This is a genomic window from Myxococcus guangdongensis, assembly GCF_024198255.1.
Lineage (GTDB): Bacteria > Myxococcota > Myxococcia > Myxococcales > Myxococcaceae > Myxococcus > Myxococcus guangdongensis.
The window spans coordinates 385,461-409,798 of sequence record NZ_JAJVKW010000007.1; the positions used below are offsets into that span (position 1 = coordinate 385,461).

The following is a 24,338-nucleotide window of genomic DNA, read 5'->3' on the forward strand; positions in this document are numbered from 1 at the left end:
GTACCTCGTATGGAACCGCACCCGCAGGGCGCTGGTGCCTCGCGGGCCCCATGCCCCGGGAGCGCCGCCCATGTTGAACCCCGAGATCCGGCTCGCACTCACCTTCGATGATGTCCTCCTGGTGCCCGCCGAAAGTTCGGTTGTCCCCAAGGACACGGACCTGACGACCCGCCTCACCCGCAACCTCCGGCTGAACATCCCGCTGTTGTCGGCGGCGATGGACACCGTGACGGAGGCGAGGACCGCCATCGCGATGGCGCAAGAGGGCGGCATCGGGGTCATCCACAAGAACATGACCCCCGAGCAGCAGGCGCTCGAGGTGCTCAAGGTCAAGAAGTTCGAGAGCGGCATGGTGGTGGACCCCGTCACCATCGACCCCGAGGCCCCGCTGGGCCGCGCCATCGAGCTGATGCGCCAGCACGGCGTGTCGGGCATCCCGGTGGTGAAGGGCAAGCGCCTGGTGGGCATCGTCACCAGCCGCGACGTGCGCTTCGAGACGAACCTCACCCAGAAGGTCGAGGCGATGATGACGCGCAAGCTCGTCACCGGCCACGAGGGCATCAATCAGGGTGACGCGCAGAAGCTGCTGCACGAGCACCGCATCGAGAAGCTGCTCGTCGTCAACGACGACTTCGAGCTGCGCGGGCTCATCACCATCAAGGACATCGAGAAGCGCCGCACGCACCCCAACGCGGCGAAGGACGCCAAGGGCCGGCTGCTGTGCGCCGCCGCCGTGGGCGTGTCCCCGGACCGCGAGGCGCGCATCGACGCGCTGGTGAAGGCGGGCGTGGACGTCATCGTGGTGGACACCGCGCACGGGCACTCGAAGGGCGTGGTGGACGGCGTGCGCGACACGCGCAAGAACTTCAAGGGCTTCGAGCTCATCGCCGGCAACGTCGCCACGGCCGAGGCCACGCGCGCGCTCATCCAGGCGGGCGTGGACGCGGTGAAGGTGGGCATCGGTCCTGGCTCCATCTGCACCACCCGCGTGGTCGCCGGTGTGGGCGTGCCGCAGGTGACGGCGGTGGATGACTGCTGCCGCGAGGCGGACAAGCACGACATCCCCATCATCTCGGATGGCGGCATCAAGTACTCGGGCGACATCGTGAAGGCGCTGGCGGCCGGAGCGAGCACGGTGATGATCGGCTCGCTCTTCGCGGGCACCGAGGAGGCGCCGGGCGACGTCATCCTGTACCAGGGCCGCAGCTATAAGAGCTACCGCGGCATGGGCAGCCTGGGCGCGATGAAGCAGGGCGCCAAGGACCGCTACTTCCAGTCGGACGTGGACGCGGTGAAGCTGGTCCCCGAGGGCATCGAGGGCCGCGTGCCGTACAAGGGCACGCTCGCCATGAACGTGCACCAGATGCTGGGCGGCATCCGCAGCGGCATGGGCTACGTGGGCTGCGGCAACATCGAGGAGCTGCGCAAGAACGCGACGTTCGTGCGGATCACCTCGGCCGGGCTCAAGGAGAGCCACGTGCACGACGTCATCATCACCGAGGAGGCGCCCAACTACCGCGTGGAGTAGTCCTCCCCGCCGGGAACGAAAAGAGGGCCCGCGCCGAAAGGCACGGACCCTCGAAGGGAGCCAGCCCCTCGGGGGCCGGCTCGGACGGCTTCGCTACTTGCGACCCTTGCGGCCACCGCCGCTGGGCTCCTCGGCGGGCGCGGCGGAGATCTTCTTCTCCGCGTTGGCCACCCGGCCCAGGAGCGAGTCCTTGTCATCCGGCTCCAGCGCCTCGATGGCCTGGCGCAGGGTGCCGAAGTCCAGGCGGGCGATGGTGACGGCGTTGCCGCCCTTGATCTCCTGCACGGTGGGCACCTCCACCAGCTCCCGCACGTAGGTCTCGAACTCGATGCGGATGTCGGCCGTCTGCTGGATGCAGGTGTCCTTGGCGTTGACGAACTGCTGGCTGCCCTCGCGGTAGCTCAGGTCCGGGTTGCGGTTCATCGCCTCCTCGAAGGTGGCGGTGCGCTTGCGCAGCGAGGCGTACAACTCGATGTAGTCCACCAGCCGGTCCGTCTCGGGCCGGTTGACGTTGCGGGCCTTGACCAGCGCGTCGTTGGTGTCGTCACAGGTGAGCTTCTGGAGCTCGGCGACCCCTGGCGTGTCCTTCACCGCCATGTTCTGGGTCTCGCGGTCGAGCCGCTCGTCAGAGGAGATTTCCTTCACGCATCCAGTGGCGGAGAGGAACAAGAGGGTCGCAGCAGTGGAAGCGGACAGGCGGCGGAGCATCCGGACCTCGAACACTTGAGGGGACTTGGGCGTTGCTTTCCGGAAGTTTGTAGCGATAAGGGCCCCCAGCCGTCAACGACGCCCCCTTGGAGAAACTCCGGTGGACCTGCACGCCGAGAAGATCCTGATCCTCGATTTCGGGAGTCAGTACACCCAGCTCATCGCCCGACGGGTCCGCGAGCTGGGCGTTTATTGTGAAATCCACCGCCCGGACCTGCCGGCCGAGGACATCCGCCGCTTCGCCCCCCGAGGCATCGTCCTCTCGGGAGGCCCGGCGTCCGTGGAGGCGCCCGGTTCCCCCCGGTGCGATCCGTTCGTCTTCGAGGCGGGCGTGCCCGTGCTCGGCATCTGCTACGGCCTGCAGCTGACGGCCAAGCTGCTGGGCGGCCGCATCGACCGGGGCGCCCACCGCGAGTTCGGCAACGCGGAGGTGGAGGTGCTGGCCCCCCGCGGCCCCTTCTCGGAGTTCCGCCCGGGAGACCGCGTCCAGGTGTGGATGAGCCACGGAGACCGGGTGGAGGAGCTGCCCCCGGGCTTCGAGGCGATCGGCCGCAGCGGCAACTCGCCCTTCGCGGCGGCGGCCCACCAGAGCAAGCCCTTCTACGGCCTCCAGTTCCACCCCGAGGTGGTGCACACCCCGCAGGGCAAGGCCATGCTGCGCGCCTTCCTCTTCAACGACTGCAAGGTGTCCGGCTCGTGGACGATGAAGGGCTTCATCGACGAGGCCGTGGCCACCATCCGCAAGCAGGTGGGTGAGAACGGCCGGGTCATCTGCGCCCTGTCGGGTGGCGTGGACAGCTCCGTGGCGGCGCTGCTGCTCCACCGCGCCATCGGCCCCCGGCTGCAGTGCATCTTCGTGGACAACGGGGTGCTCAGGCAGGGTGAGCGGGCCCAGGTGGAGGCGCTCTTCGTGGACCGCTTCCACGTCCCGCTGAAGACGGTGGACGCGCGGGCCCGGTTCCTGGACGCGCTGGCCGGCGTGACGGACCCGGAGAAGAAGCGGAAGATCATCGGCCGCGAGTTCATCGCCGTGTTCGAGGAGGCCTCACGCGACATCCAGGACGCGGAGTTCCTGGCCCAGGGCACGCTGTACCCGGACGTCATCGAGTCCGTCTCGTACAAGGGCCCGTCCGTCACCATCAAGAGCCACCACAACGTGGGCGGCCTGCCGGAGACGATGAAGCTCAAGCTGGTGGAGCCCTTGCGCGAGCTGTTCAAGGACGAGGTCCGCGCGCTGGGTCGCGAGCTGGGGCTGCCCGAGGAGATGGTGTCCCGCCAGCCGTTCCCCGGTCCGGGTCTGGCCATCCGCGTGCTGGGCGAAGTCACGGAGGCCCGGCTGGAGCTGGTGCGCCGCGCGGACGCCATCGTCCAGGAGGAGATTCGCGCCGCGGGTCTCTACAAGGAAGTGTGGCAGGCGTTCGCCGTGCTGCTGCCGGTGCAGAGCGTGGGCGTCATGGGCGACGAGCGCACCTACGAGTCCACCTGCGTGCTGCGCGCCGTCACCAGCGTGGACGGCATGACGGCGGACTGGGCGCGGCTGCCGTACCCGGTCATCGAGCGCATCTCCACGCGCATCACCAACGAGGTGCGCGGCATCAACCGCGTCGCCTACGACGTGTCCTCCAAGCCTCCCGCCACCATCGAGTGGGAGTGAGCAGGGCAGGGCGGGGCGCGCGACGGGCGGGCCCCGCTGGTACCTCCCACTGAGCAAACGAAAGAGGCTGCCTGGCGCGCGATGCCCAGGCAGCCTCTTCTTGCTTCAGGGACCGGGTCTTCTGAAGGAGACCCGGTCCACTGGAGGGTGCATCACCCCGCCGGCTTGGTGGGGACGGAGGGCACCTGGGTGCTGCCCGGGCGGAGCTCCTCGAGGACGCGGGTGGCGCCATAGATCTTCTTCAGCGACTCGATGATGGCGTCGCTGTGCACGGCCACCGTGCGGTTGACGCTCTCGTCGAAGCCGTACTCACCGCCCAGCGACTGGATGTTGCCGTCGAACACCAGGCCGATGATCTCCGCGTCCTTGTTGATGACGGGGGAGCCGGAGTTGCCGCCGATGATGTCGTTGGTGCTGACGAAGTTCATCGCCGTGGCGCCATCGAGGTTCTTCTGGTTCTTCAGCCAGGACGGCGGCAGCGCGAAGGGCTCCTCACCGGTGGCGTGCTCGAAGGTGCCCGCCATCTGGGTGACAGGCTCCACCTTCTTGCCATCCTCCATGTAGCCCTTCACCGAGCCGTACGACAGGCGCAGCGTGAACGTCGCGTCCGGGTACGTGTTGGTGCCGTAGACCTCGAACTTCGCCTTGGCCACCAGCTCCGCGTTCTTCTTGATGACGGCGTCGACGTTCTCCTCGTAGTTCTTGCGGACCGCGCGGCCATCCGCGTCGAGCGCCAGCGCCAGCTGGATCATCGGGTCCTTGGAGGCCGCGATGGCCGCCTTGCCGCCGTCGAACAGGCTCTTGCGGGCGGACACGTCACACACCTTGGAGCCCTTGACGTCCTTGAGGACGCACAGCTTGGAGCCCTTCACCAGGCGGGCCGCCAGCTTGTCGGGGGACTCGTTGCCCAGGACCTTCTTGACGAACGGGTGGTTGGAGCCCAGCTCCTCGCGCATCTTCGTCAGGCCGAAGCTCAGGCGGAGGATCTCCAGCTCCGGGTAGATGGGCGCCGGGCTCAAGAGCTGCGCCTGGAGCGCGGGCAGGTTGGCCTGGTTGAACTCACGCAGGCGCTGACCGTTCTCCTTGGGGAGCTCCTCGGAGGCGCGCACCAGCGTCTTGGCGATGCTGTACAGGCTGGAGGAGAGGCCCGCGCCCTGCTCGACGAAGGACATGTCCTTGCGGATGTTGACCATCTGCGCCTGGGCCTTGGCGATCTCGTCCCACGCGGCGCCGTACTTCTTCTTCATCTCCGGGTTCGCGTCGACCTTCTTGCGCAGGTCCTGCTCGGCGGCGACCTTCTGGCCGAAGAACTTCTTGTCCTGGAGCGCCTCCAGGCGGCCCTTGGTGGCCTTCAGGCCGTTCTCCACGCCGAACAGCAGGTTGTTGGAGATGCGCTTCTGCTCGGGGCCGCGCTTCTGGAACTCGGACACCATGCCGCGCAGCTCGGACATCATGAAGAGCATCTTCGGCATGGCCACGTCGCGCTGGTATTCCAGCTCCGCGATGGTCAGCCCGCGCGAGGTGCGGCCGGGGTGGCCGGACACGAAGGTGATGTCACCCTCCTTGGCGCTCTTCTCGGACCACTTGAAGTAGTTGTCCGTCTTGGCCGGCTTGCCGTCCTGGTAGACGCGCAGGAACGTCACGTCCAGATCCCACCGGGGGAACTCGAAGTTGTCCGGATCCCCGCCGAAGAAGGCGATGGCGTGCTCGGGCGCCATGACCAGGCGCACGTCCTGGAAGCGGCGGTACTTGTACAGGTTGTACTTGCCGCCCTGGTACAGGGTGACGGCGTCACAGCGCACCTTGGCGTCGCCCGCGGAGCAGGCCTGCTCCAGCTCGGCCATCTTCGCCTTCAGGGTGTCGGCGTACTGCTTGCCGGACAGGCCCTGGGTGGCCTGGTTCAGCGTCTCGGTGATGTCGGTGATCTGCTCGAGCTGGTTGATCTCCATCGCCGGACACTGCGTCTCTTCGGCTTCGGACTTCGCGTAGAAGCCGTTGGCGATGTAGTCCTTCTTCGCGCCGGAGAGCTGCTCGATACAGCCGCGGGCACAGTGGTGATTGGTCATCACCAGGCCGTTGGGGGACACGAAGCTGGCCGAGCAGCCACCCGCGAGCCGCGCGGACGACAGACGGGCCTTGTCGAGCCACTGCTGCGTGGGCTCGAAGCCGTACTTCTCCTTCACCTTCGCGGACGGGAAGTTGTTGTACGTCCACATGCCTTCGTCGGCCAGGGCCGGAGCGGCGCCGACAAGGGTGGCAATCAGGAACAACCGTTTCATGGACAGGTCCTTTCCAGGGCCGGGGGTGTCGCGGTTCTGCGGTAACCCATTGCGTGGGTCAACCGGGAAAAAAGCCGGGAAGAATTCCCAACCTCCCTGAACATCCGAGCGGCCAGGGGATTCCTCTCGCTGGGGCCTTACGTAGGGGCCTGGGCTGTGATTTCCAGGGTGTTCGCGCCCGATCCTGGGATCAGCCGTGATGCGTCGCTTCCGGGGCCGCCCGTCGCGGTGCGTCGAGGGCGGCCTCGGGTTGGGAGGGACTCAGGTCCGCATGGCGACGAGCGGGTCCACCCGGGTGGCCCGTCGCGCGGGGAGCCAGCAGGCCAGCAGGGCGACGAGCGCGAAGAGGGTGGCCACGAAGATGAAGGTCAGCGGATCTGTCGCGGTGACGCCGTAGAGCTGGCTTTCGAGCATGCGGGTCAGCGCCAGGGCGCCCACGAGCCCCAGGGCGATGCCCACGCCCGCGAGCCTCGCCCCCTGGCCCAGGACCAGCCGGAGGACGTCGCTCGGCCGGGCGCCCAGGGCCATGCGGATGCCCAGCTCCCGGGTGCGCTGGGAGACGAGCAGCGAAATGACGCCATAGAGCCCGTAGGTGGAGAGTACCAGCGCCAGGACCGCGAAGCCGCCGAGCAGGCCCAGCACGAGCCGGCGCAAGCCGAGCGACTCCGCGATGACCTGGTCCATGGTGAGGGCACGGAAGACGGGCAGGCCCGGGTCGACGCGGCGCACGGCCTCGCGGACCGCGGGCAGGAGGGTCTCGGGGGGCACTGACGTCCGGGCGACGAGGACCAGGCTGTCATCGCCCCAGGGCCGACCGTACGGGACGTGCAGCTCCGCGAGCGGCGTCTTGTCGAGCCCGGCCTGCCGCACGTCTCCGACCACGCCGATGATGGTGTGCGGCCCGGTGCCCAGGCGGAGCTGGCGCCCCAGGGCCTGGCCCTCCGGGAAGTGCCGGCGCGCGAGCGTCTCGTTGATGATGACGGTGGCGGGCTGGCCGGGGGCCGCGTCGGAGGCGGTGAAGTCGCGGCCCTGGCGCAGCGGGATGCCGACGGTGGCGAAGAACCCGGGGCTGGTGGAGCGTCGCTCGGCGCGAGGTTCGGAGCCGGGATCCGGCGGGGGCTCGCCCTCGATGACATAGCGGGCATTGTTCCAGGCGCGCTGGATGGGCAGGAGCGAGGTCATCGCCGCGGCGCTCACGCCCGGGAGGGCTCGGACCTCCTCGAGGATGGGCTCCAGGAGCGTCTGCGGGATGTGGGCGTCCAGGCCGTGTTCGTTGAAGAACCGGCTGTCGGGGATGGCGATGTGCAGCGTGAGGAGCTGCTCGGAGGCCAGTCCGGGCGAGGTCCCCAGGAGTTGGAGGAAGCCTCGGCCCAACAGGCCCGCGCCGACGAGCAGGACCAGGCAGAGGGCCAGCTCCAGGACGACCAGCGTGGAGCGGAGCCGACGGCCCGATGAAGGCATGGCGCCTCGGAGGTCGAGCCGGGAGAGCTGGAGCGCGGGAAGCAGACCGAAGACCAGGCCGCTGGTGATGGAGATGGCGGCGAGGAACAGGAACGAGGTCCCGTCGAGGGAGATGGCGGCCCGTTGAGGCATCGACTCGGGGGCCACGGCGAGCAGGCCATCCAGGCCCCAGCGCGCGAACAATCCGCCGAGCGCGCCGCCCAGGAGCGCGAGCAGGAGGCTCTCGACGAGGAGCTGCTGGATGACGCGGCCACGACTTGCCCCGAGGGCCACGCGAACGGCGAGTTCCTGGTGCCGGGCGCCGGCTCGCGCGAGCAGGATGTTCGCGACGTTGGCGCAGGCGATGAGGAGGACCAGGGCCACGGCGCCGAGCAGGAGCTTCAAGGGGCCGCTCCAGAGACGTGTCCGGGCCTCGGCAAGCGATTCGACGTGGGAGGTGCGCTCCTTGAGCACGTCGGGGCTCGCGGCGGCGATGGCGGCGGTGACGGCCGCGAGTTCCTGGTCGGCGGACTCGACGGTGAAGCCTGGGGCCAGCCGGGCGCGGACCGAGAGCAGCGTGGAGAACCGGCCACGGGCGTCGCCGGGAGCGACCAACGGGAGCCAGACGTCCATCTTCGGGTCGAACGACTCGGGGACCACGCCAATCACGGTGTGGGGAATGTCATCGAGGAGCACGGTGCGGCCGAGGACGGCGGGACTGGCGCCGAACCGGCGACGCCACAGGGTCTCGTTGAGGACGGCGACGGGCTCATGGCCGGGCTGGTCATCGCCGGGGACGAAGGTGCGGCCGAGCAACGGGGGTACGCCATGGACGGCGAAGTATCCGGCGGTGCCACGGGTGGCTTCGAGGCGTTCGGAGTCGTCATCGGCGCGGAGGATGGAGCCGCCGACGGTGAAGGCCGTGATGTGCTCGAAGGCCTTGGCCTGGTCGCGCCAGTCCCAGAATGTGAGCCAGGACACCGGGCCGCCGCTGCCTTGGGCCCGGAACTCGAGCAGCGAGACGATTCGCGCGGGTTCGGCGTACGGCAACGGGCGGAGGAGGACGCCGTGGACGACGCTGAAGATGACGGCGTTCGCGCCGATGCCCAGGGCGAGGCAGAGGATGGCCGCGGCGGCGAAGCCGGGCGCGCGACGGAACGTGCGGAGCGCGAAGCGTGCATCCGCGAGCAGGCTGTCGAGGACTCTCATGGGGCCGTTCTGAGTGAAGTCGGTGGGTGGGCGGAGGCCCGCATCTTGGCGGATGGAACGGCCCGAACGACGCCCAGAAAGTGCGGGGGCAGCGGGGAAGAACCCGACGAAATCGACCCCTGGTTCCCCATGGGCTTAGTTTACATAATGCATGTTATCGGACGTTCCGACAGAGGGAGACCAGGGTGGGCGGCGGGCTCTTCTGGGCCATCCTCGGGCTTCCTGGCGTCCCGCCCCAGGCCCCACCCAGCCCTGAGTTGGCCCCGTTCGACGCCGCTGATGGCCGTGCATCCGGTGCACGAACCGAGGCCGCGCTCACGAACCTGAAGCCGACCCGCGTTCCGGACGGCCCGCGCGTCGCGTTCGCTACGGCGTTCGCCGGTCCGCACCTGCCCGCGTGGAACCGCATTGGGGACCGTGCGCCTGTCCGGCTGAACGCTGGTCGCGACTCCTCGCTTCTCGCGGCCACGCTGGACGCGTACCGTGCCCGTCATGCGTTTGCTTCGACGAACCGCGCTCGCCTCCGCGTTCTGCTGCGGCCTGCTCGCCCTCACTGGCTGCCCGGACAAGACGACTCCCGGAGCCCCCGATGCGAGCGTCGCCGACGTGCCCGAGGCTCCGAAAACCCCGCCTCCGACCACGTTCGCGCTCCGCTACCAGCCCCTGGCCGATGCCGGCACGGGCGAACTCGCGGAGGTCTCCCTCGAGCCCGGCGACAAGCCGCTCATCCAGCCCACCTCGAGCCTCGAGCTCACGGCCTCGCGCGGCCTTCGCAACTACCGGATCCGCCTGTTCGACGAGGCTGAACGCGCCATGGTCTCCGACGACGTCGCCGAGGAATCCGACGACAAGCTCGTCTACCGCATCGTCCTGCCTCAGCCGCTGAAGACCGGGTTCTCGTACACGCTGGTCGTCGATGCCCAGACCGGCACGGCCTTCACGGACACCCTAGGTCGCGAGGTCGACGAGCTCCGGACCACGTTCCAGGTCGCCGGCGACAAGGAAAAGCCGGCCCCGGCCCCAGCGCCCTCGAAGAAGAAAAAACGTCGATAAGCAGGCCCTCGGAACATTCCTGGGACGCGGAGAATGTTCCGCCGGCCTCAGGAATGTTCAAAGCGACCCCAAGAACATTCTCCTGGGGCCCCGGAATGTTCACGGGCGCGGACCCGAACATTCACGCCTGAGTCCCGGGCCCCCAACATCTCGATCCCGAGATGTAGCGCCCTCCCAGGCCCGCTAACGCTCCGCCACGGGCGGCAGGTCCAGCGCCGTTTGAAGCTCCTTCAGCTTGGCCTGGATGACCCGGATGTTCTGCGGGCCCATGCGCAGCAGGTGCTTCTGCGCCTTGCTCAAGCCCTCCAGCTCGGGCGACGCGTAGACATAGAGCCCGCCCTGCGGCTGGACCTCGAGCGCACCCTCCGGAACCGGAACCGAGAGCAGATGCTCGATGGCCCGGTTGAGCGTCGAGTCGAACGCCTGTCCCGGCGGTGCAATCTCCCGATGCGCCTGGTCGATGAGCGGCTTCAAGTCCCGGAACAGGCTCCGAGCCACCTGCGCGTCGAACGTCCCGAACACGCGCGCGATCAGGTCGTACCGGGCATGGCTGCGCGGGTCGACGGTCATCTTCTTGTCCTTGCCCTTGCCCTCGACGACCTGGAACCCGCCCGTCGGCGCCAGGAACCCCAGCACCATCCGGGGGCTCGCGCCTTCCGCGACGTTGTTCACGGCCGCCGTCACCCGGCGCACCAGGTCCTTCTCCTGAAGCCAGCGCTGGAGCTCCGCTTCCTCCGACATCCGGCTCGCCAGCTCGCGGACCCGGCCGTCACTCTCCGGCAGCGACTCCGTGGGCGTCACGGGCGCGACCCCGGCATCGACGGGCTTCGGAGCCTCCGCCACCACGGGCACCGGCTCCGGCTGCTTGCCGCGGAACACCCCCAACGCCACGGCCACGCCCACCCCCACGGCCACCAGGGGGCCTCCAATCAGCGCGGCCTTCTTCCCAGCCGAGCTGGACGTGGGCGTCTCCGAGCTCTGCATCGGGTCCGTCGGTTCGCTCATGTGCGCATCCCTCCAGGGTGAGTCACACCCTACAAACGACTCCCCGGCGCATTCCACGGCCCCGGCCACACGCCGACGCCCGGTTGTTCACCAAAAGAGACTCCAGAAGGGTGACGACACGAAACCACCCTGCCCGCTCCGGCTCAGGGAACCTGCTCCTCCGCGCGGACCCGGGCAAGCGTCTGCAGGTCCCGCTCAGTGGGCCCCAGCTCCAGGATGATGCGGCTCACGTCGTACAGGACATCCCCGCGCTCGAACACGGGCAGCCGGGGTACATCCTGGTTCAAGTCATCCGCGCCGCGGTTGTACGCCACGTCCATCAGCGTGCGGAGCTGGAACGAGTCATACAGGTTGTACTCCACCAGGAACCGCAGGGCCTCCACGTCGCCACGCCGCGTGTACGCGCGCCACAGCAGCACCGCGTCGTAGCCGTTCACGCCCTTCATGTGCGGCGGACGCTCGGCGCCAATCTGGCCCTCGATGTCCTTCAACCCGCCGCCCATCCCCAATCGCCGCGTGACGAAGCGCAAATCAATGTGCGCCTCCGGCACCGGGAAGCGCGCCGGCCCGAAGTAGTTCTTCAACACCGGCACGTCGAAGGTGGAGCCGTTGAACGTCACCCACAGCCGTCGGGCCGCCATCGCCTCCGGCAGCGCGTCCATGTTCCGACCCTGGATGAACACGTGCAGCCCGGTCGAGTCGAACAGGCTCACCACCGTGGGCGCCTGCGCCTCGCGGCCATCCGTCTCGATGTCGAAGTAGACGGCGTCGTGCTGGAACTCGGGATACAGCCGCCAGTGCTCCCGCTGCGGAATCAGCTCCGCGAGCCGCCGCAAGTCCCTGCGCTCCAGCGCCTCGCGACCCTGCGCAAGCCGCTCGCGCGCGATGTCGTCCGTCTTCCGGGTGATGGCCACACCCTGGCCGGCCGCCGGAAAGTCATCCCAGCTCTTGATGCCGCGCGCCCACAAGTCCTTCTCGCGCCAGGGCCCCACGCCGGGGATGTGCTGGAACGTCCGCTGAAGCATCAATCGAGCGCGCCCAGCCTTCCCGCCACCAGCTCGTCCAGCAGCGGGATGTCCGCCTCGCAGAACGGCAGGGCCTGCATCTCCACCGGCGTCCGGAACGCCAGCGCATGCGCACCCAGCGGCTTCGGCTCGCCCGACACCACCCGCGCCGCGTAGAGCACCAGCTCCACCGTCAGGTCCGGGTACGTGTGCCGCCCCTCCCACAGCCGCCGGCCCACGGAGAGTTCGACGTCCAGCTCCTCGCGACACTCACGGGCGAGCGCCACCTCGTCCGTCTCCCCGGCCTCCACCTTGCCGCCAGGGAACTCCCACAGGAGCGCGCGGCTCCCACCGGGGAGCCGCTGCTGCACCAGGAAGCGCTGGGTGTCGACGGGACCGGGAATCAGCGCCGCCACCACGCGGACCGTCCGGGTCGTCACCGTCGTCACCCCTTCAATCCGTTGAAGTCCAACGCGTAGAGCCAGCCGTTGTTGGAGAGCACGAACAGCTTCGAGCCCGCCACGAAGGGCGTGGCCGAGACGCCATCCCCCGGGTTCCACGAGACGCGCGACTGCCCCGTCTTCGGGTCCAGGAACAGCAACGCGCGCTGGATGGGGACGATCAGCATTCCCTTGGCGAACACCGGCGCCTGCGCGGCCCTTTCGCCCAGGGGGTGCGTCCACAGGAGCCGCCCGTCCTCCGCCAGGTAGGCATCCACCCGGCCGTCACCCACCGCGAAGAGCATCTTCCCCTTCGACAGCAGCGACGTCATGCCGCCCACGGAGCTCGTCCAGACCAGGTCACCGGACTCCGCCTCGAGCGCGTAGATGCCGCTCTTGTACGAGGCCACGTAGAGCTGACCGTGCTCGTCCATCACCGGCGTCGAGTCCACGTCCAGGAACTCGTTGCCGCTGCCCGACAGCGACTTCTCCCAGTTGGCGCTGCCGTCCCGCATGGCCAGCGACACGACGTAGCCGTCGGAGAAGCCCACGTAGACGTCGCCATCGCGGACCAGCGGCGTGGAAGCGCCACGCACCGAGAAGCCCGACGGAGGATCCCTGCGGTACTGCCAGGCCCACACGCCGTCCGCGGCCTTCACCGCGAACAGGGTGTCGCTCTCGGAGGCCACCAGCACCAGGCCCTCGGAGATGACAGGCACCGTCGCCAGCGACTCGCCGGCCGCGTACTTCCACTTCTCCTCGCCCGTGGCCGCGTCCAGCGCGTACAGCGTGCCGTCACCGCCGGGGACGAAGGCGACGCCGTCGCTCACCCGGGCGCCCGCCGCGAAGCGCGTGCTGGTCTTCTTCGACCACTTGACCTTGCCATCCGAGTCGATGCCGCGGATGAACCCGTCCCGCGTCAGCGCGATGACCGTCTTGCTCAGCCCGTCGTACGCCGGCGTCGCGACCTCGCGCGGGGCGTACTCCATGAGGGTGGGCGTCACCAGCGGAGCCCACCAGGCCACGGAGAAGTAATCCAGCGGAGGGGCCTGCTCCGTCCGAGGCAGCTCCGGATTGCCGTAGCGAGGCAGGCTGCTGCAGCCGCCCAGGAGACCGAGCGCCACGGCGCTCCCCAGCCAATGCTTCCAGCTCACGAGCTGCTTCCTCATCGTCCGTGCTACCCCGCGTCCGGAACGGCGGCGGCGGGCTGCGCCGGGGCCGGAATCTTCACGCCCTGCGAGGCCAGCACCGCCAGCCGCTCGCTCGACAGCCGCGCCGCGGTGGTGTTCGGGTGGTCCGTCGACACCTTCGACAGGACGCTGGCCGCCTCGTCCTTCTTGTCCTGCGCGATGAGCATGCGGCCCTTGTGGTAGTCGCCCATGCCCGCCAGGAACTCACCACCGCCCGCGGCGCCCATCTGCTCGAAGGCCTTGAGGGCCTCGTCGAACTTCTTCTCCGCCTCGAAGGCGTAGCCCTGGCCCTCGAACGCACCCGCGCGCAGCGGATCATTCTGGGAGGCGCCCTTCAGGAAGTCGCCGAAGGAGGTCTGCGCGTCCGCGAAGTTGCCCAGGCGGAACTGCGCCTCGCCCAGCGACAGCGCGGCCGTGGTGGCCGAACGGGTGCCGCCGTGCTCCTTGCGGAAGTCCGACAGGGCCTTCACCAGCGCCTCGTCGCGCTCCTTCACGGTCTTGAAGGGCGTCTCGGTGTCGCCCGGCTGCGCGGGCTGCACGCCGTCGATGGGGCGGTCCAGCACGGAGAGCGCCTGGCCCAGGGCCTGGGACGCCTTCTCCTCGCCGCGCTTGGACAGCTCGCTCGCGATGGCCGCGCCCACGCCGCCGAGGATGATGACGGCCACGACGATGCCGATGAGCTTCTGCCGCTGGGCCAGCCAATCACGCGCGTCGTTGCCCACCTTCTGGAAGGTGTCCGGCTGACGAAGCTCCTGCTGGCGAATCTTCTCGGTCTTGGTTCCAGCCACGTCGGTCAACCTCTCTCTGCGCTTCGATGCTCTACCCTGTCGGAGAGCGGGAGGGCGGCGCACTGTACGGAGCGCGCGCCGCGAGTGTCAACGCACGGACGCTTCAGTTCTTGCCCTGGAGGTGGGGCTTCTTTCGCGCCTCACGCTTCGCCTTGCCGGGGCGCTCCTTGAAGACGAGCCGGATGGGCACGCGCAAGTCGAACGTCTTGCGGAGCTGATTGGTGATGTAGCGCTTGTACATGTCCGGAACGCCTTCCGGGTAGTTGCACGTGAGCGCGAACGTCGGGGGCGCCGCCGCCACCTGGGTGATGTAGTACAGGCGCAGGGGCTTGCCCCGGGCGATGGGCGCCGGGTGGTTGTCCACCATGTGCTCCAACAGGCGATTGAGCTGGGGCGTGGGCGCCCGGAACCGGAACTGCTCGGCCAGCTCCACCGCCACGTCCACCACCTTCTCCACCTTGGAGCCCGTCAGCGCGGAGGTGAACAGGATGGGCGCGTAGCCCACGAACTTCAGCGCGTGCTTGAGCGACTCGCGGAAGGCCTCCTGGCGACGCTGGTCCTGGTCCACCAGGTCCCACTTGTTCACCACGATGACCAGCGCCCGGCCCCGCTCCTCGGCCAGGCCCGCAAGCTTCGCGTCCTGATCCACCGCGGGCTCGGTGGCGTCCATCAACAGCACCGCCACGTCGCTGCGCTCCATCACCTTCAGCGCCGCGATGACCGAGTACTTCTCGATCTGGTGGGCAATCGTCTTCTTGCGCCGGATGCCCGCGGTGTCCGTGAGCAACAGCTTCTTGCCCTTGTACTCGAGCGGCGAGTCGATGGGATCCCGCGTGGTCCCCGGCACGTCGCTGGCCACCACCCGCTTCTCCTTCAGGATGGCGTTGACCAGGGTGCTCTTGCCCACGTTGGGCCGGCCGATGATGGCCACGCGGATGACGCCGTCGTCCGGGGGCGCGGTGTCGTCCTCGCCCTCTTCCTTGGGCGGCAGCTTCTCCACCACCTCGTCGAACAGCCCGTTGACGCCCAGGTTGTGCTCGGCGGACAGCGGGTGCACCTCACCCAGGCCCAGCTTGTAGAAGTCCGCGGCCAGGGCCTGCATCGTGCCCGTGGTGTTGTCCAGCTTGTTGGCCGCGACGATGACGGGCTTGCCGCTCTTGCGCAGGTAGCTGGCCACCGCCACGTCCGCGGGCGTGACGCCGTCGCGTCCGTCCACGACGAAGACGATGACGTCGCACTCCTCCACGGCCAGCTGCGCCTGCTCGCGCACCTGCTGCAGCAGGGAGTCCTTCTCACCGGGGACGAAGCCGCCCGTGTCGATGAAGGTGAACGAGCGGCCTCCCCACACCGCGTCCGCGTAGTGGCGATCCCGCGTCACGCCCGGCTGATCCTCCACCAGCGCGAGGCGCCTGCCGATGAGGCGGTTGAACAGCGTGCTCTTGCCCACGTTGGGGCGTCCGACAATGGCGACCAGGGGCTTCATCTCAGTCGTATCCCAGCTTCTTGAGGCCTTCGGGGCGCTCGCTCCAGCGCGGCTCCACCCGGACACGCAGGTCCAGGTAGACATGCGCGCCCAGCAGCCGCTGCACGGACTTGCGCGCGTCGGTGCCAATCGTTTTCAACATCTGACCCTGCTTGCCGATGATGATGGCCTTCTGGCTGTCGCGCTCCACGTAGATGGACGCGGCGATGCGGATGAGTCCGCCCAGCTGGCCCGGCGGCGTGCCCGGACGGGGCTCGCGCTCGGATTCATCGAAGATGTCCACCAGCACCGCCGTGGAGTACGGAATCTCCTGACGGCAGTGCCGCAGCACCTGCTCGCGGATGTACTCCGCCACCAGCGTGCGCTCCTGCTGGTCGGTGAGCATGTCCTCGTCGAACAGGCGCTCGCCCTCCGGCAGGTGGCCCAGCACCGCCTGGAACAGCCGCTCCACGCCGTCCTTCTCCCGGGCGGAGATGGGCACCACCTCTGCGAACGGGAACTCCTGCCGGTACAAATCAATCAGCGGCAGCAGCGCCGCCTTGGGCAGCGAGTCGATCTTGTTGATGACCAGGAAGGTGGGCTTGCCCAGCTTCTGCAGCCGCTCGAGGATGGTGCGGTTGCCCGGGCTCACCTCGAGCTTCTCGCCGGCGGGCGGCTCGATGAGGAAGAGGACCAGGTCCACCTCCTCCGCGGCCTGCAGCGCCGTCTCCACCATGTAGCGGTTGAGCTCCCCCTTGGCCTGGTGGATGCCGGGGGTGTCGATGAAGGCGACCTGCCCCTCGGGGCGCGTCACCACGCCGAGGATGCGGTTGCGGGTCGTCTGCGGCTTGCCGGAGACGATGGCGATCTTCTCACCGGTGAGCGCGTTGAGCAGGGTGCTCTTGCCCACGTTGGGGCGTCCGATGAGCGCGGCGAAGCCGCTGCGGTGGTTCTTGGGAGAGGCCATTGCTTCGAAGGTGGTCTGGGAGTCCCGCGATGCCGGGAGCCCCTGAGGGGAGACTTCCAAATGAACGCCCTATAACAGACCCTCGTCCCTGGCTTCTGCCGGGGAGCGACGGGCGGGCGGGCGACCTACGGCTGGGACGTCAGGCGGCTCACCGTCCGCGGTGCGTCCTCCATGTCAACGTCACGACACTCCTCCCATCTACCAGAGCCCCGCCGAAGGCGCAGGCCCGTCTTTCACGTCTCACCACGGTCGGGGCGACTCGGGCTGCTGCGAACCCTTCCGCTTCGGCGCATCCGCCGGGGCCTGCGTCGCGGCGAGGCCCGCGGGGGCCTTGTCGCTCAGCTCCACCTTGGTCAGCACCACCGCCTCCCGCGGCCGGTCGCGGTTGTCCCGAGGCAGGGCGCCGATGCGCTCCACCACGTCATAGCCCTTCACCACCTCGCCGAAGATGGTGTGCCGGTTCGTCAGGTGGTCCGGCGTGCTGGTGGTGATGAAGAACTGGCTGCCGTTGGTGCCCGGCCCCCGGTTGGCCATGGCCAACAGGCCCACCTTGTCGAAGATGCGGCCGGACTGGAACTCGTCCTCGAAGCGGAAGCCCGGGTCACCCGAGCCCGACCCCGTGGGGTCTCCCCCCTGAATCATGAAGCCCGGGATGACACGGTGGAACACCGTGCCGTTGTAGAGGGGCTTCTTCGACATCTCCCCGGACTTGGGGTCCCTCCACTCCTTCTCCCCGGCCGCGAGGCCGACGAAGTTCGCCACCGTCTTGGGTGCGTCCTTGGAGAAGAGCAGCACGGTGATGTCCCCCGCGCTCGTCTTGAGGGTGGCGTAGATGTCCTTGCCCGCCGCCACCTTCTTCGTCCACTTGCCCGACGCCGCCGGCGCCGCGGCCACGGCGGCCCCTGCCCACAGGCAGGCCACCAGGGCGAGCGACAGACGCAAGGGGGCGGAGGGACGCATGGGGGCGGCACCTTATTCCCCACCCCTCTCCCCTCCAAGGGGTTTCACGTCGGGGTGTCGTCCGGTGGCACTTCCGGCGTCACCGGCGCGGGGGTGGCTGTCCCCTCCTCGGGGGTGGGGGCCTGGCCCTCCTCGGGGCCCGGAGGCGGACTGGCGGCGGCCTCGCGCTTGAGGCGCTCCAGGGTGACCTGGGCCGCGCACTGCTCCGCCTCCTTCTTGCTGCGCCCCGAGGCGCGGGCGAAGGGCGCCTCCCCCAGCGACACCTCCACCTCGAACACCTTCGAGTGCTCCGGGCCCGCCTCGGACACCACGCGGTAGCGCGGCGACACCTTCAGCTTCTCGTGGGCCATCTCCTGCAGCAGCGTCTTGTAGTCCAGGCGCCCCTGGCCGCTGGAGACCTCGTCCAGCAGCTCCGCGAAGCACTTGTCCACCAGCTGCGCGGCGGTCTCCAGGCCCGCGCACAGGTAGATGGCGCCGAAGACGGCCTCGAGCGCGTCCGCCAGCACGGAGTTCTTCTCGCGCCCGCCCGACAGGCTCTCGCCCCGGCCCAGGAGCAGCAAGTCACCCAGGGGGACGCTCCGGGCCACGCGGGCCAGGCCGTCCTCGTTGACGATGCGCGCGCGCAGCTTGGTGAGGTCGCCCTCGGGCATGCCCGGGAAGCGGTCCATCAGCCGGTGGCTCACGGCCAGGTTCACCACCGAGTCCCCCAGGAACTCCAACCGTTGGTTGTCCTTGAGGTCCTTGTCCCGCGTCTCGTTGACGTAGGTCTTGTGGGTGAGCGCCTCGAGCGCGACCTCCCTGCGCGAGAACACGAACCCCAGCCGCTTCTCCAGGGCCTCCACCCGCTCCGACGGACTGAGCTTCTCCACGGACGTCTCTCACTCCTGCGGCGCGTCAGGGCCCACCAGCCTCACGGCCTCGGGACGCACCTTCAACAACGACGCCACCATCCGGACGATGCCGGGGAACTCATCCAGCTCGAACCGCCCCGCCCACACCTTGCCCTGGGCCCCCGCCAAGAGGCCCCGGAAGGTGCGCCCCGCGATCCTCGCGGCGGCGAAGCGGTACGGCCGGCCCTCCACCTGCAACTGCGCCAGCAACTCCAGGCTGCTCCGGGGCGGAACCAACGACTCCGCGCCGAACTTCTCCACGATGTCCGAGAAGCGCACCAGCCCCGCGCCCGTGGGCGTCGGTGGGGGACGGCTCGCCGGCTCGCCCAACAGGGCCGCCAGGTAGCCCGTCAGCGCCGCCCGCTCCCGGAACTCCGACAGCTCCAGCGTGTGGCCCGCACCGCCGGCCACGTCCACCTTCTCCCGCTGCACCCGGGCGATGCGGAAGTTGCCCAGCCGGTCCGCCGCGAGCAGGACCGACAGGTCCCCCTCCACCACGTCCGTCGTCAGCTCCAGCGTGTCCGGGTCCACCTTGGGCGACAGGCCCAGGACCTGGAGCTCCGCGGAGCGGCGCTGCACGTGGAAGATGTGCTCGTTGAACGCGTCCGACAGCAGCGCCTCGATGTCCGCCACGTCGCTCAGCGCGCCGATGAGGATGGGCGCGAGCCCCACCACCGCCGCCGGGGAGATGGGGATGAGCCGGTCCCCCATCACCTGGAAGGTCACCTCGGCGATGAACGCCTTGGTCACGGGATTGACGAGCGGCGACGACTCCAGATCCAGCACCGCCTCGGTGCCGGCCACGTCCTCACGGACTTGCAGCCCGAGTCCCTCCAGCCGTGCGGTGTCCATCAAGCCCCTTTGAAGGTCTCTCTCGCGATGATGGTGCGTTGGATCTCGCTGGTACCTTCGCCAATTTCACACAGTTTGGCGTCGCGGAGGTAGCGTTCAACCGGGAATTCACGGGTGTAGCCATAGCCCCCGTGGATCTGCACGGCCTTGGCGGCGGAGCGGGTGGCCGTCTCGGAGGCGAAGAGCTTCGCCATGGAGGCCTCCCGGGAGTACGGCTGGCCCGCATCGGCGAGCCTCGCGGCCCGGTGGACGAGCAGCCGCGCGGCGTCCGTCTCCGTCTTCATGTCCGCCATCATCCAGCGCAGGGCCTGGAAGTCGGCGATGGGCTGACCGAAGGCGGTGCGGTCCTTGGAGTAGCGCGCGGACTCCTCCAGCGCGCCCCGGGCCAGTCCCACCGCCAGCGCGCCGATGGTGATGCGGCCCTTGTCGAGGATCTGCATCGTGTCGATGAAGCCGTGGTCCACCTCGCCCACGCGGTTCGCGTCGGGGACCTCCACGTTCTCCAGCACCAGCTCCGCGGTGTCCGAGGAGCGCATGCCCAGCTTGCCGTGGATGGCGCGCTGGCTGAACCCGGGCATCCCCTTCTCCAGGAGGAACGCGGTGATGCCCTTCTGGCGCTTCTGGGGGGACGTCATCGCGAGCACCACGAACACGTCGCCCACGGTGCCCTGGGTGATGAACATCTTGGCGCCGTTGAGCACCCAGCCGTCGCCCTTGCGCACCGCCGTGGTCTTCATGCCCGACGCGTCCGAGCCGGAGCCCGGCTCCGTCAGGCCCCAGGCGCCCAGGAACTCGGCGGAGGCCAGCTTCGGCAGGTACTTCTCGTGCTGGGCCGGGGTGCCGAAGACCCGCAGGTGGCTGGTGCCCAGGCCGTTGTGGCTGGCCACGGTGAGGGCGAGCGAACCGTCGTAGCGGGCGATCTCCTCCACGGCCACCGCCACGGCGAGCGAGTCCATGTCCGCCCCGCCGTACTTCTCCGACACCAGGATGCCCATGACGCCGAGCTGTCCCAGCTCCCGCACCACGTCCATGGGGAACTTCTCCTCGCGGTCCCAATGGGCGGCGTACGGCTTCACGCGGGCCTCGCAGAAGTCGCGAAGCGAGGACTGGAGGGCGCGGTGACTGTCGGGAAGTTCGAAGTCCATGGGGGGCGGATCTATCGCAAAGGGTCCCCGCGCGGCGACCTTCTCGCACCGCCTGGAGGCCCGGGAAGCGCCCGGCGACATACCAGAAAGAGCCAGGGCTGGCTGCTCCCTCTCCGAGGGGGTGGGCCTGGGAGTGCGTCCAAACGGCGACGCGACGAACGACCCCCAGGGCGCGGGGGGTGGCGGCACGGGCTCCCCTGCCTACCTTCAAAGCACCAAGGGGTCTCGGCGCGCCCGCGACGCGGCCCCGACCACACTGGCCCTGGAGGGATGCATGTTCGCGAAGAAGAAGGCGAAGTGGACGGCGAAGGGATTGGCCAAGAGCGAGCTGTACCGCAAGTGGGTGGCCCACAAGCTCCTCGACGAGCTTCCCCGCGTGGCCAAGGACCGCTGGGATGACTTCGAGCCGGATGATGCGCTGCGCCACATCGGCCTGACGACGTACAAGCCGGCGCGCTCCGGCCTGGGCGGCCTGGGGCTGTTCCTCATCGGCGCGGTGGCCGGCGGCGTGGCGGCGCTGCTGCTCACGCCCAAGACGGGGGATGACCTGCGCACCACCGTCAAGGACAAGGCCATGGGCTACATGAACAAGCAGAACATCGGCCTGGCGCCCGAGAAGAGCGCCAGCGCCTGAGCCGGTGGCCGCGGGCCCCTCGCGAGCGGGGGGCCGGCAGCGGCCCGGCACTTCATGGGGCGGGGTCCGCGGACAACACGCGGGCCGCCGCCCTTCGTGCGTCCCGGCGGGCGTTGGCTGAGCGGGCGCGCCTCGCGTGGGGCCCGGCGCCGTGCGGGGCGGAGCGCGCGGGGGCCCTTCGCGCGCCGTCACCGTCCCTTGTAGATGGGAGCGCGCTTCTCCGCGAAGGCGCGCAGGCCCTCGAGGCGGTCCTCCGTCTTGAGGATCTCCTCGTACTTGCGCAGCTCCAGCGCGAGCGCGTCGTCGAGCTCCAGGCCCGTGCCCTCGTCGATGGCGTGCTTGGCGGTGGCGACCGCGAGGGGGGCGTTGTCCACCACGGACTCGGCCAGCGCGTGCGCCACCTCGAGCAGGTGTCCCTCGGGCGCGAGCCGGTTGACCAGGCCGATGGCGAACGCCTCCGCCGCGTTGAGCCGGCGCGCGGTGAGGATGAGGTCCTTGGCCCGGCCCGGGCCGATGAGGCGCGACAGGCGCTGCGTGCCACCACCGCCGGGGATGATCCCCAGCTTCACCTCGGTGAGGCCCAGCTCGGCCGCGGGGGCCGCCACGCGCAAGTCGCACGCGAGCGCCAGCTCGGTGCCTCCGCCGAAGGCCGCGCCGTTGATGGCGGCGATGAAGACGCAGTCGCTCTTCTCGATGGCGCGAAAGGTGCGGCGCAGGCCGTCGAGGAACGAGCGCACCTCGTCCTCCTTCATGCCCGCGCGCTCCTTGAGGTCCGCGCCCGCGCAGAACGCCTTGTCGCCCGCGCCGGTGATGACCACCGCGCGGACCTGATGACCCGACGACACGCGCTCGACGAGCGCGCCGAGCTCCTGGAGCATCGCGCGGCTGATGGCATTGCGGCGGCCCTCGCCGTCGATGGTCCAGATCTCGATGGCACCGCGTGCGTCGACCTTGAATTCCGGCATATCCGCTCCCCTTCCAGGGCCCGCCCGGCGGGCTGCCCTGGGACGCGGCAGAGTGCGGTGGGAAGGCGGGTCTGGCAAGGCGGAAACGGTTAACATTCCCGCATGCCTTCGCCACGCAACCTGCTCCGACAGCTCGCCCCGTGGGCGCATCATCTGCCCTCGGCACTCGCCCTGGTGGCCCTGGCCCTCGTTCCCCTGGAGGCCCTGGCCCGGGGAGGCGGTGGCGAACACTACACCCGAGGCAACTCCGACAGCCGGGATCGCGGCGGCGACGGCCTGCCCCTGTGGCTGCTGTTCGAGGCGTTCCGCCTGGTGTTCCGCTACCCGAAGGTGATGATTCCGCTGCTGATCATCGGCGGCGTCGTGTACTGGCTCTACAAGCGCAACCTCCACCCGGACGCCACCACGCGCAAGGCGTTGGACCAGTACGAGGCGCAGCAGCGCACCCAGGTCAGCTCCAGCGACGTGGCCGGCTGGGTCAACGCGCTGAAGCTCAAGGACCCCGCCTTCGAGCCCGGGCCCATGCTGGACCGGACGCGCCGGCTGTTCCTCGACCTGCAGCAGGCCTGGTTCCAGCGCGACATGACGCCGGTGCGGCCGTTCCTGTCGGACGCGACGTGGCAGCGCTTCGGCGTGCAGCTGAAGCTGCTCGAGGCCCAGGGCGTCCGCGACGCCATCACCGACATCGAGGTGCTGGACCTGCAGATCATCGGCCTGGAGCAGAGCGAGTGGTTCGACAGCGTCCAGCTTCGCGTGCACGCGCGGATGCGGGACACGGACGTGTCGGCGAACGACTCGGATGCGCAGGCCCTCCAGGCCGCGCGCAAGGCGCCGTTGGAGGCGTTCACGGAGGTGTGGACCTTCGTGCGCAAGCCGGGCGCGCAGACGCGCATCGGCGCGGACCTGTTCCAGGGCAAGTGCCCCAACTGCGGCGCGCCCTTCCAGGGTGGCGCGGCGAACAGCTGTGAGTTCTGCGGCGCGGTGGTCAACTCCGGCAACTACGACTGGACGCTGGCGGAGATCACCCAGGGCGTGGAGCACTCGCGCTACCACCGCTCCGTGGAGGGGCTGATGCAGGCGCGGCAGGACGACCCGGCCCTCAACCTGGAGATGCTCGAGGACCGCGCGTCGCTGCTGTTCTGGAAGTGGATCGACGCGCAGAGCCGGGGCGACACGACGGGGCTCACCAAGGTGGCCACGCCAGAGGCGCTCGGGGCGCTGGACTCGGAGCTGCAGGGCCTGCGTCAGCAAGGACGGCGGCGCGTGTTCCTGGAGTGCGCGGTGGGCTCGGTGGACGTGCGCACGCTGGAGGTGGACCCGCGCGGACATGACAAGGCGCAGGTGGAGATTCGTTGGAGCGCGCGCATGGGCATCGGCCCCGTCAACGAGCGCCCGCCCCAGCTCCCCACGCTTCCCCAGCGCTTCGTCTTCACGCTGGTGCGCAAGCACGGGGCGAAGACGAACACCGCGAACGGCATGTCCACGGACCGCTGCCCCCAGTGCAACGCCCCGCTGACGAACAGCGCGGCGACGACGTGCGAGTTCTGCGGGACGCAGCTGGCCAACGGTGAGCGGGACTGGGTGCTCGCGTCCGCGCTGCCGTTCGAGTCGTGGAACGCACGCGAGGACGCCAGCCACCGTGACAGGCCTCAGCGCGCGTCGGTGCCCCGGCCTCCGAGCGTCAACCGTCCCTCGCCCGCGGCCCCCGCGGCGGGTGCGGACACGGTGATGGACCTCCAGGAGCGGCAGCGGCTCATCTACATGATGGCCGCGATCGCCGCCGCGGACGGCACCGTCACCCCGGCCGAGCGGCGGCTCTTGAAGCTGTGCGCGGAGCGATGGAACGTGGAGTGGTCCCAGGTCGAGATGGCGCTCAACGCGGGGCCGCAGCTCTTCGACCGGCTGGTGGCGCGGGGCAGCCCCGAGGCCGAGGTCTTCCTGCGCAACATCGTGGAGATGGCCTTGGTGGACGGGCGCATCGACCGGAAGGAGCGGCGGATGCTGGAGTCCGCCGCCGCCCACCTGGGGCTCCAGGAGAAGCTGGCGTCGATGATTGGCGACCGGTGACGCGGCGGGGCGCCCATTCACCCTGAGCGCCGGTGCCCCTCGAAGTGCCCGCGGCTCCTCGCCCCCTCCGGGAGGAGCCGCACCGAGCCTCGGGATGG

20 protein-coding genes are annotated in these 24,338 nt (G+C 69.4%); 5 read left to right on the plus strand and 15 right to left on the minus strand.

Features of this window, described 5'->3' with window-relative positions:
- Positions 1 to 70 precede the first annotated feature (70 nt).
- The gene (guaB, locus tag LXT21_RS23250) at positions 71 to 1,528 is read left to right on the plus strand and encodes an IMP dehydrogenase (RefSeq protein ID WP_254040361.1); all 1,458 of its coding nucleotides are present in this window, start codon (positions 71 to 73) and stop codon (positions 1,526 to 1,528) included.
- 93 nt (positions 1,529 to 1,621) lie between these two features.
- Here guaB and LXT21_RS23255 read toward each other — a convergent pair whose 3' ends face one another.
- A complete protein-coding gene (locus tag LXT21_RS23255; protein ID WP_407667017.1) occupies positions 1,622 to 2,251 on the minus strand; it encodes a hypothetical protein in 630 nt (209 codons plus the stop codon).
- A gap of 85 nt (positions 2,252 to 2,336) precedes the next feature.
- On the opposite strand from LXT21_RS23255, the gene guaA reads away from it, so the two are divergent.
- Positions 2,337 to 3,890 carry a glutamine-hydrolyzing GMP synthase gene (gene guaA, locus LXT21_RS23260; protein ID WP_254040363.1) on the plus strand — a complete coding sequence of 518 codons (1,554 nt, stop codon included), beginning with the start codon at positions 2,337 to 2,339 and terminating at the stop codon, positions 3,888 to 3,890.
- A gap of 152 nt (positions 3,891 to 4,042) precedes the next feature.
- Here the strand turns inward: guaA and LXT21_RS23265 are convergent, their stop codons facing one another.
- Positions 4,043 to 6,169, minus strand: coding sequence for a S46 family peptidase (locus LXT21_RS23265; RefSeq protein WP_254040364.1), 2,127 nt, complete (start codon positions 6,167 to 6,169; stop codon positions 4,043 to 4,045).
- A 261-nt stretch (positions 6,170 to 6,430) separates the two neighbouring features.
- Positions 6,431 to 8,818 carry an ABC transporter permease gene (locus tag LXT21_RS23270; RefSeq protein WP_254040365.1) on the minus strand — a complete coding sequence of 796 codons (2,388 nt, stop codon included), beginning with the start codon at positions 8,816 to 8,818 and terminating at the stop codon, positions 6,431 to 6,433.
- 492 nt (positions 8,819 to 9,310) lie between these two features.
- Here LXT21_RS23270 and LXT21_RS23275 point away from each other — a divergent pair, with 492 nt between their 5' ends.
- On the plus strand, positions 9,311 to 9,871 hold the full coding sequence (locus tag LXT21_RS23275) for a hypothetical protein (RefSeq protein ID WP_254040492.1): 561 nt from the start codon (positions 9,311 to 9,313) through the stop codon (positions 9,869 to 9,871).
- A 183-nt stretch (positions 9,872 to 10,054) separates the two neighbouring features.
- On the opposite strand, the gene LXT21_RS23280 is transcribed toward LXT21_RS23275, so the two are convergent.
- The 11 genes from LXT21_RS23280 to LXT21_RS23330 all read right to left on the minus strand — a co-directional run bounded on the left by LXT21_RS23280 (position 10,055) and on the right by LXT21_RS23330 (position 20,574).
- Positions 10,055 to 10,876 (minus strand): DUF3014 domain-containing protein, encoded by an 822-nt coding sequence (locus tag LXT21_RS23280; RefSeq protein WP_254040366.1) that lies wholly within the window; start codon positions 10,874 to 10,876, stop codon positions 10,055 to 10,057.
- 143 nt (positions 10,877 to 11,019) lie between these two features.
- Positions 11,020 to 11,901 (minus strand): ribonuclease H-like domain-containing protein, encoded by an 882-nt coding sequence (locus LXT21_RS23285; RefSeq protein WP_254040367.1) that lies wholly within the window; start codon positions 11,899 to 11,901, stop codon positions 11,020 to 11,022.
- On the minus strand, positions 11,901 to 12,320 hold the full coding sequence (locus tag LXT21_RS23290; RefSeq protein WP_323394877.1) for a (deoxy)nucleoside triphosphate pyrophosphohydrolase: 420 nt from the start codon (positions 12,318 to 12,320) through the stop codon (positions 11,901 to 11,903). Before LXT21_RS23290 ends, LXT21_RS23285 begins: the two co-directional genes overlap by 1 nt.
- A 5-nt stretch (positions 12,321 to 12,325) precedes the next feature.
- Positions 12,326 to 13,489: an outer membrane protein assembly factor BamB family protein gene (locus LXT21_RS23295; protein ID WP_254040368.1), complete on the minus strand. Its 1,164-nt coding sequence runs from the start codon at positions 13,487 to 13,489 to the stop codon at positions 12,326 to 12,328.
- An 8-nt stretch (positions 13,490 to 13,497) separates the two neighbouring features.
- Entirely contained in the window at positions 13,498 to 14,298 is an 801-nt protein-coding gene (locus LXT21_RS23300) for a tetratricopeptide repeat protein (protein ID WP_254040369.1), read from the minus strand.
- Between the two features lie 103 nt (positions 14,299 to 14,401).
- Positions 14,402 to 15,781, minus strand: a complete 1,380-nt coding sequence (gene der / locus LXT21_RS23305) for a ribosome biogenesis GTPase Der (RefSeq protein WP_254040370.1) — start codon at positions 15,779 to 15,781, stop codon at positions 14,402 to 14,404.
- Position 15,782: 1 nt separating this feature from the next.
- On the minus strand, positions 15,783 to 16,727 hold the full coding sequence (gene era / locus LXT21_RS23310; RefSeq protein ID WP_254040371.1) for a GTPase Era: 945 nt from the start codon (positions 16,725 to 16,727) through the stop codon (positions 15,783 to 15,785).
- Between the two features lie 240 nt (positions 16,728 to 16,967).
- A complete protein-coding gene (locus LXT21_RS23315; RefSeq protein ID WP_254040372.1) occupies positions 16,968 to 17,687 on the minus strand; it encodes a peptidylprolyl isomerase in 720 nt (239 codons plus the stop codon).
- Positions 17,688 to 17,731: 44 nt separating this feature from the next.
- A complete protein-coding gene (rnc, locus tag LXT21_RS23320) occupies positions 17,732 to 18,556 on the minus strand; it encodes a ribonuclease III (protein ID WP_254040373.1) in 825 nt (274 codons plus the stop codon).
- 9 nt (positions 18,557 to 18,565) lie between these two features.
- Positions 18,566 to 19,429 (minus strand): hypothetical protein, encoded by an 864-nt coding sequence (locus LXT21_RS23325; protein ID WP_254040374.1) that lies wholly within the window; start codon positions 19,427 to 19,429, stop codon positions 18,566 to 18,568.
- Entirely contained in the window at positions 19,429 to 20,574 is a 1,146-nt protein-coding gene (locus LXT21_RS23330) for an acyl-CoA dehydrogenase family protein (protein ID WP_254040375.1), read from the minus strand. Before LXT21_RS23330 ends, LXT21_RS23325 begins: the two co-directional genes overlap by 1 nt.
- Before the next feature lie 274 nt (positions 20,575 to 20,848).
- On the opposite strand from LXT21_RS23330, the gene LXT21_RS23335 reads away from it, so the two are divergent.
- A complete protein-coding gene (locus LXT21_RS23335) occupies positions 20,849 to 21,208 on the plus strand; it encodes a YtxH domain-containing protein (RefSeq protein WP_254040376.1) in 360 nt (119 codons plus the stop codon).
- Positions 21,209 to 21,396: 188 nt separating this feature from the next.
- Here LXT21_RS23335 and LXT21_RS23340 read toward each other — a convergent pair whose 3' ends face one another.
- Positions 21,397 to 22,173, minus strand: coding sequence for an enoyl-CoA hydratase-related protein (locus tag LXT21_RS23340; RefSeq protein ID WP_254040377.1), 777 nt, complete (start codon positions 22,171 to 22,173; stop codon positions 21,397 to 21,399).
- Positions 22,174 to 22,275: 102 nt separating this feature from the next.
- On the opposite strand from LXT21_RS23340, the gene LXT21_RS23345 reads away from it, so the two are divergent.
- Positions 22,276 to 24,240, plus strand: a complete 1,965-nt coding sequence (locus tag LXT21_RS23345; protein ID WP_254040378.1) for a TIM44-like domain-containing protein — start codon at positions 22,276 to 22,278, stop codon at positions 24,238 to 24,240.
- Positions 24,241 to 24,338: the final 98 nt, after the last annotated feature.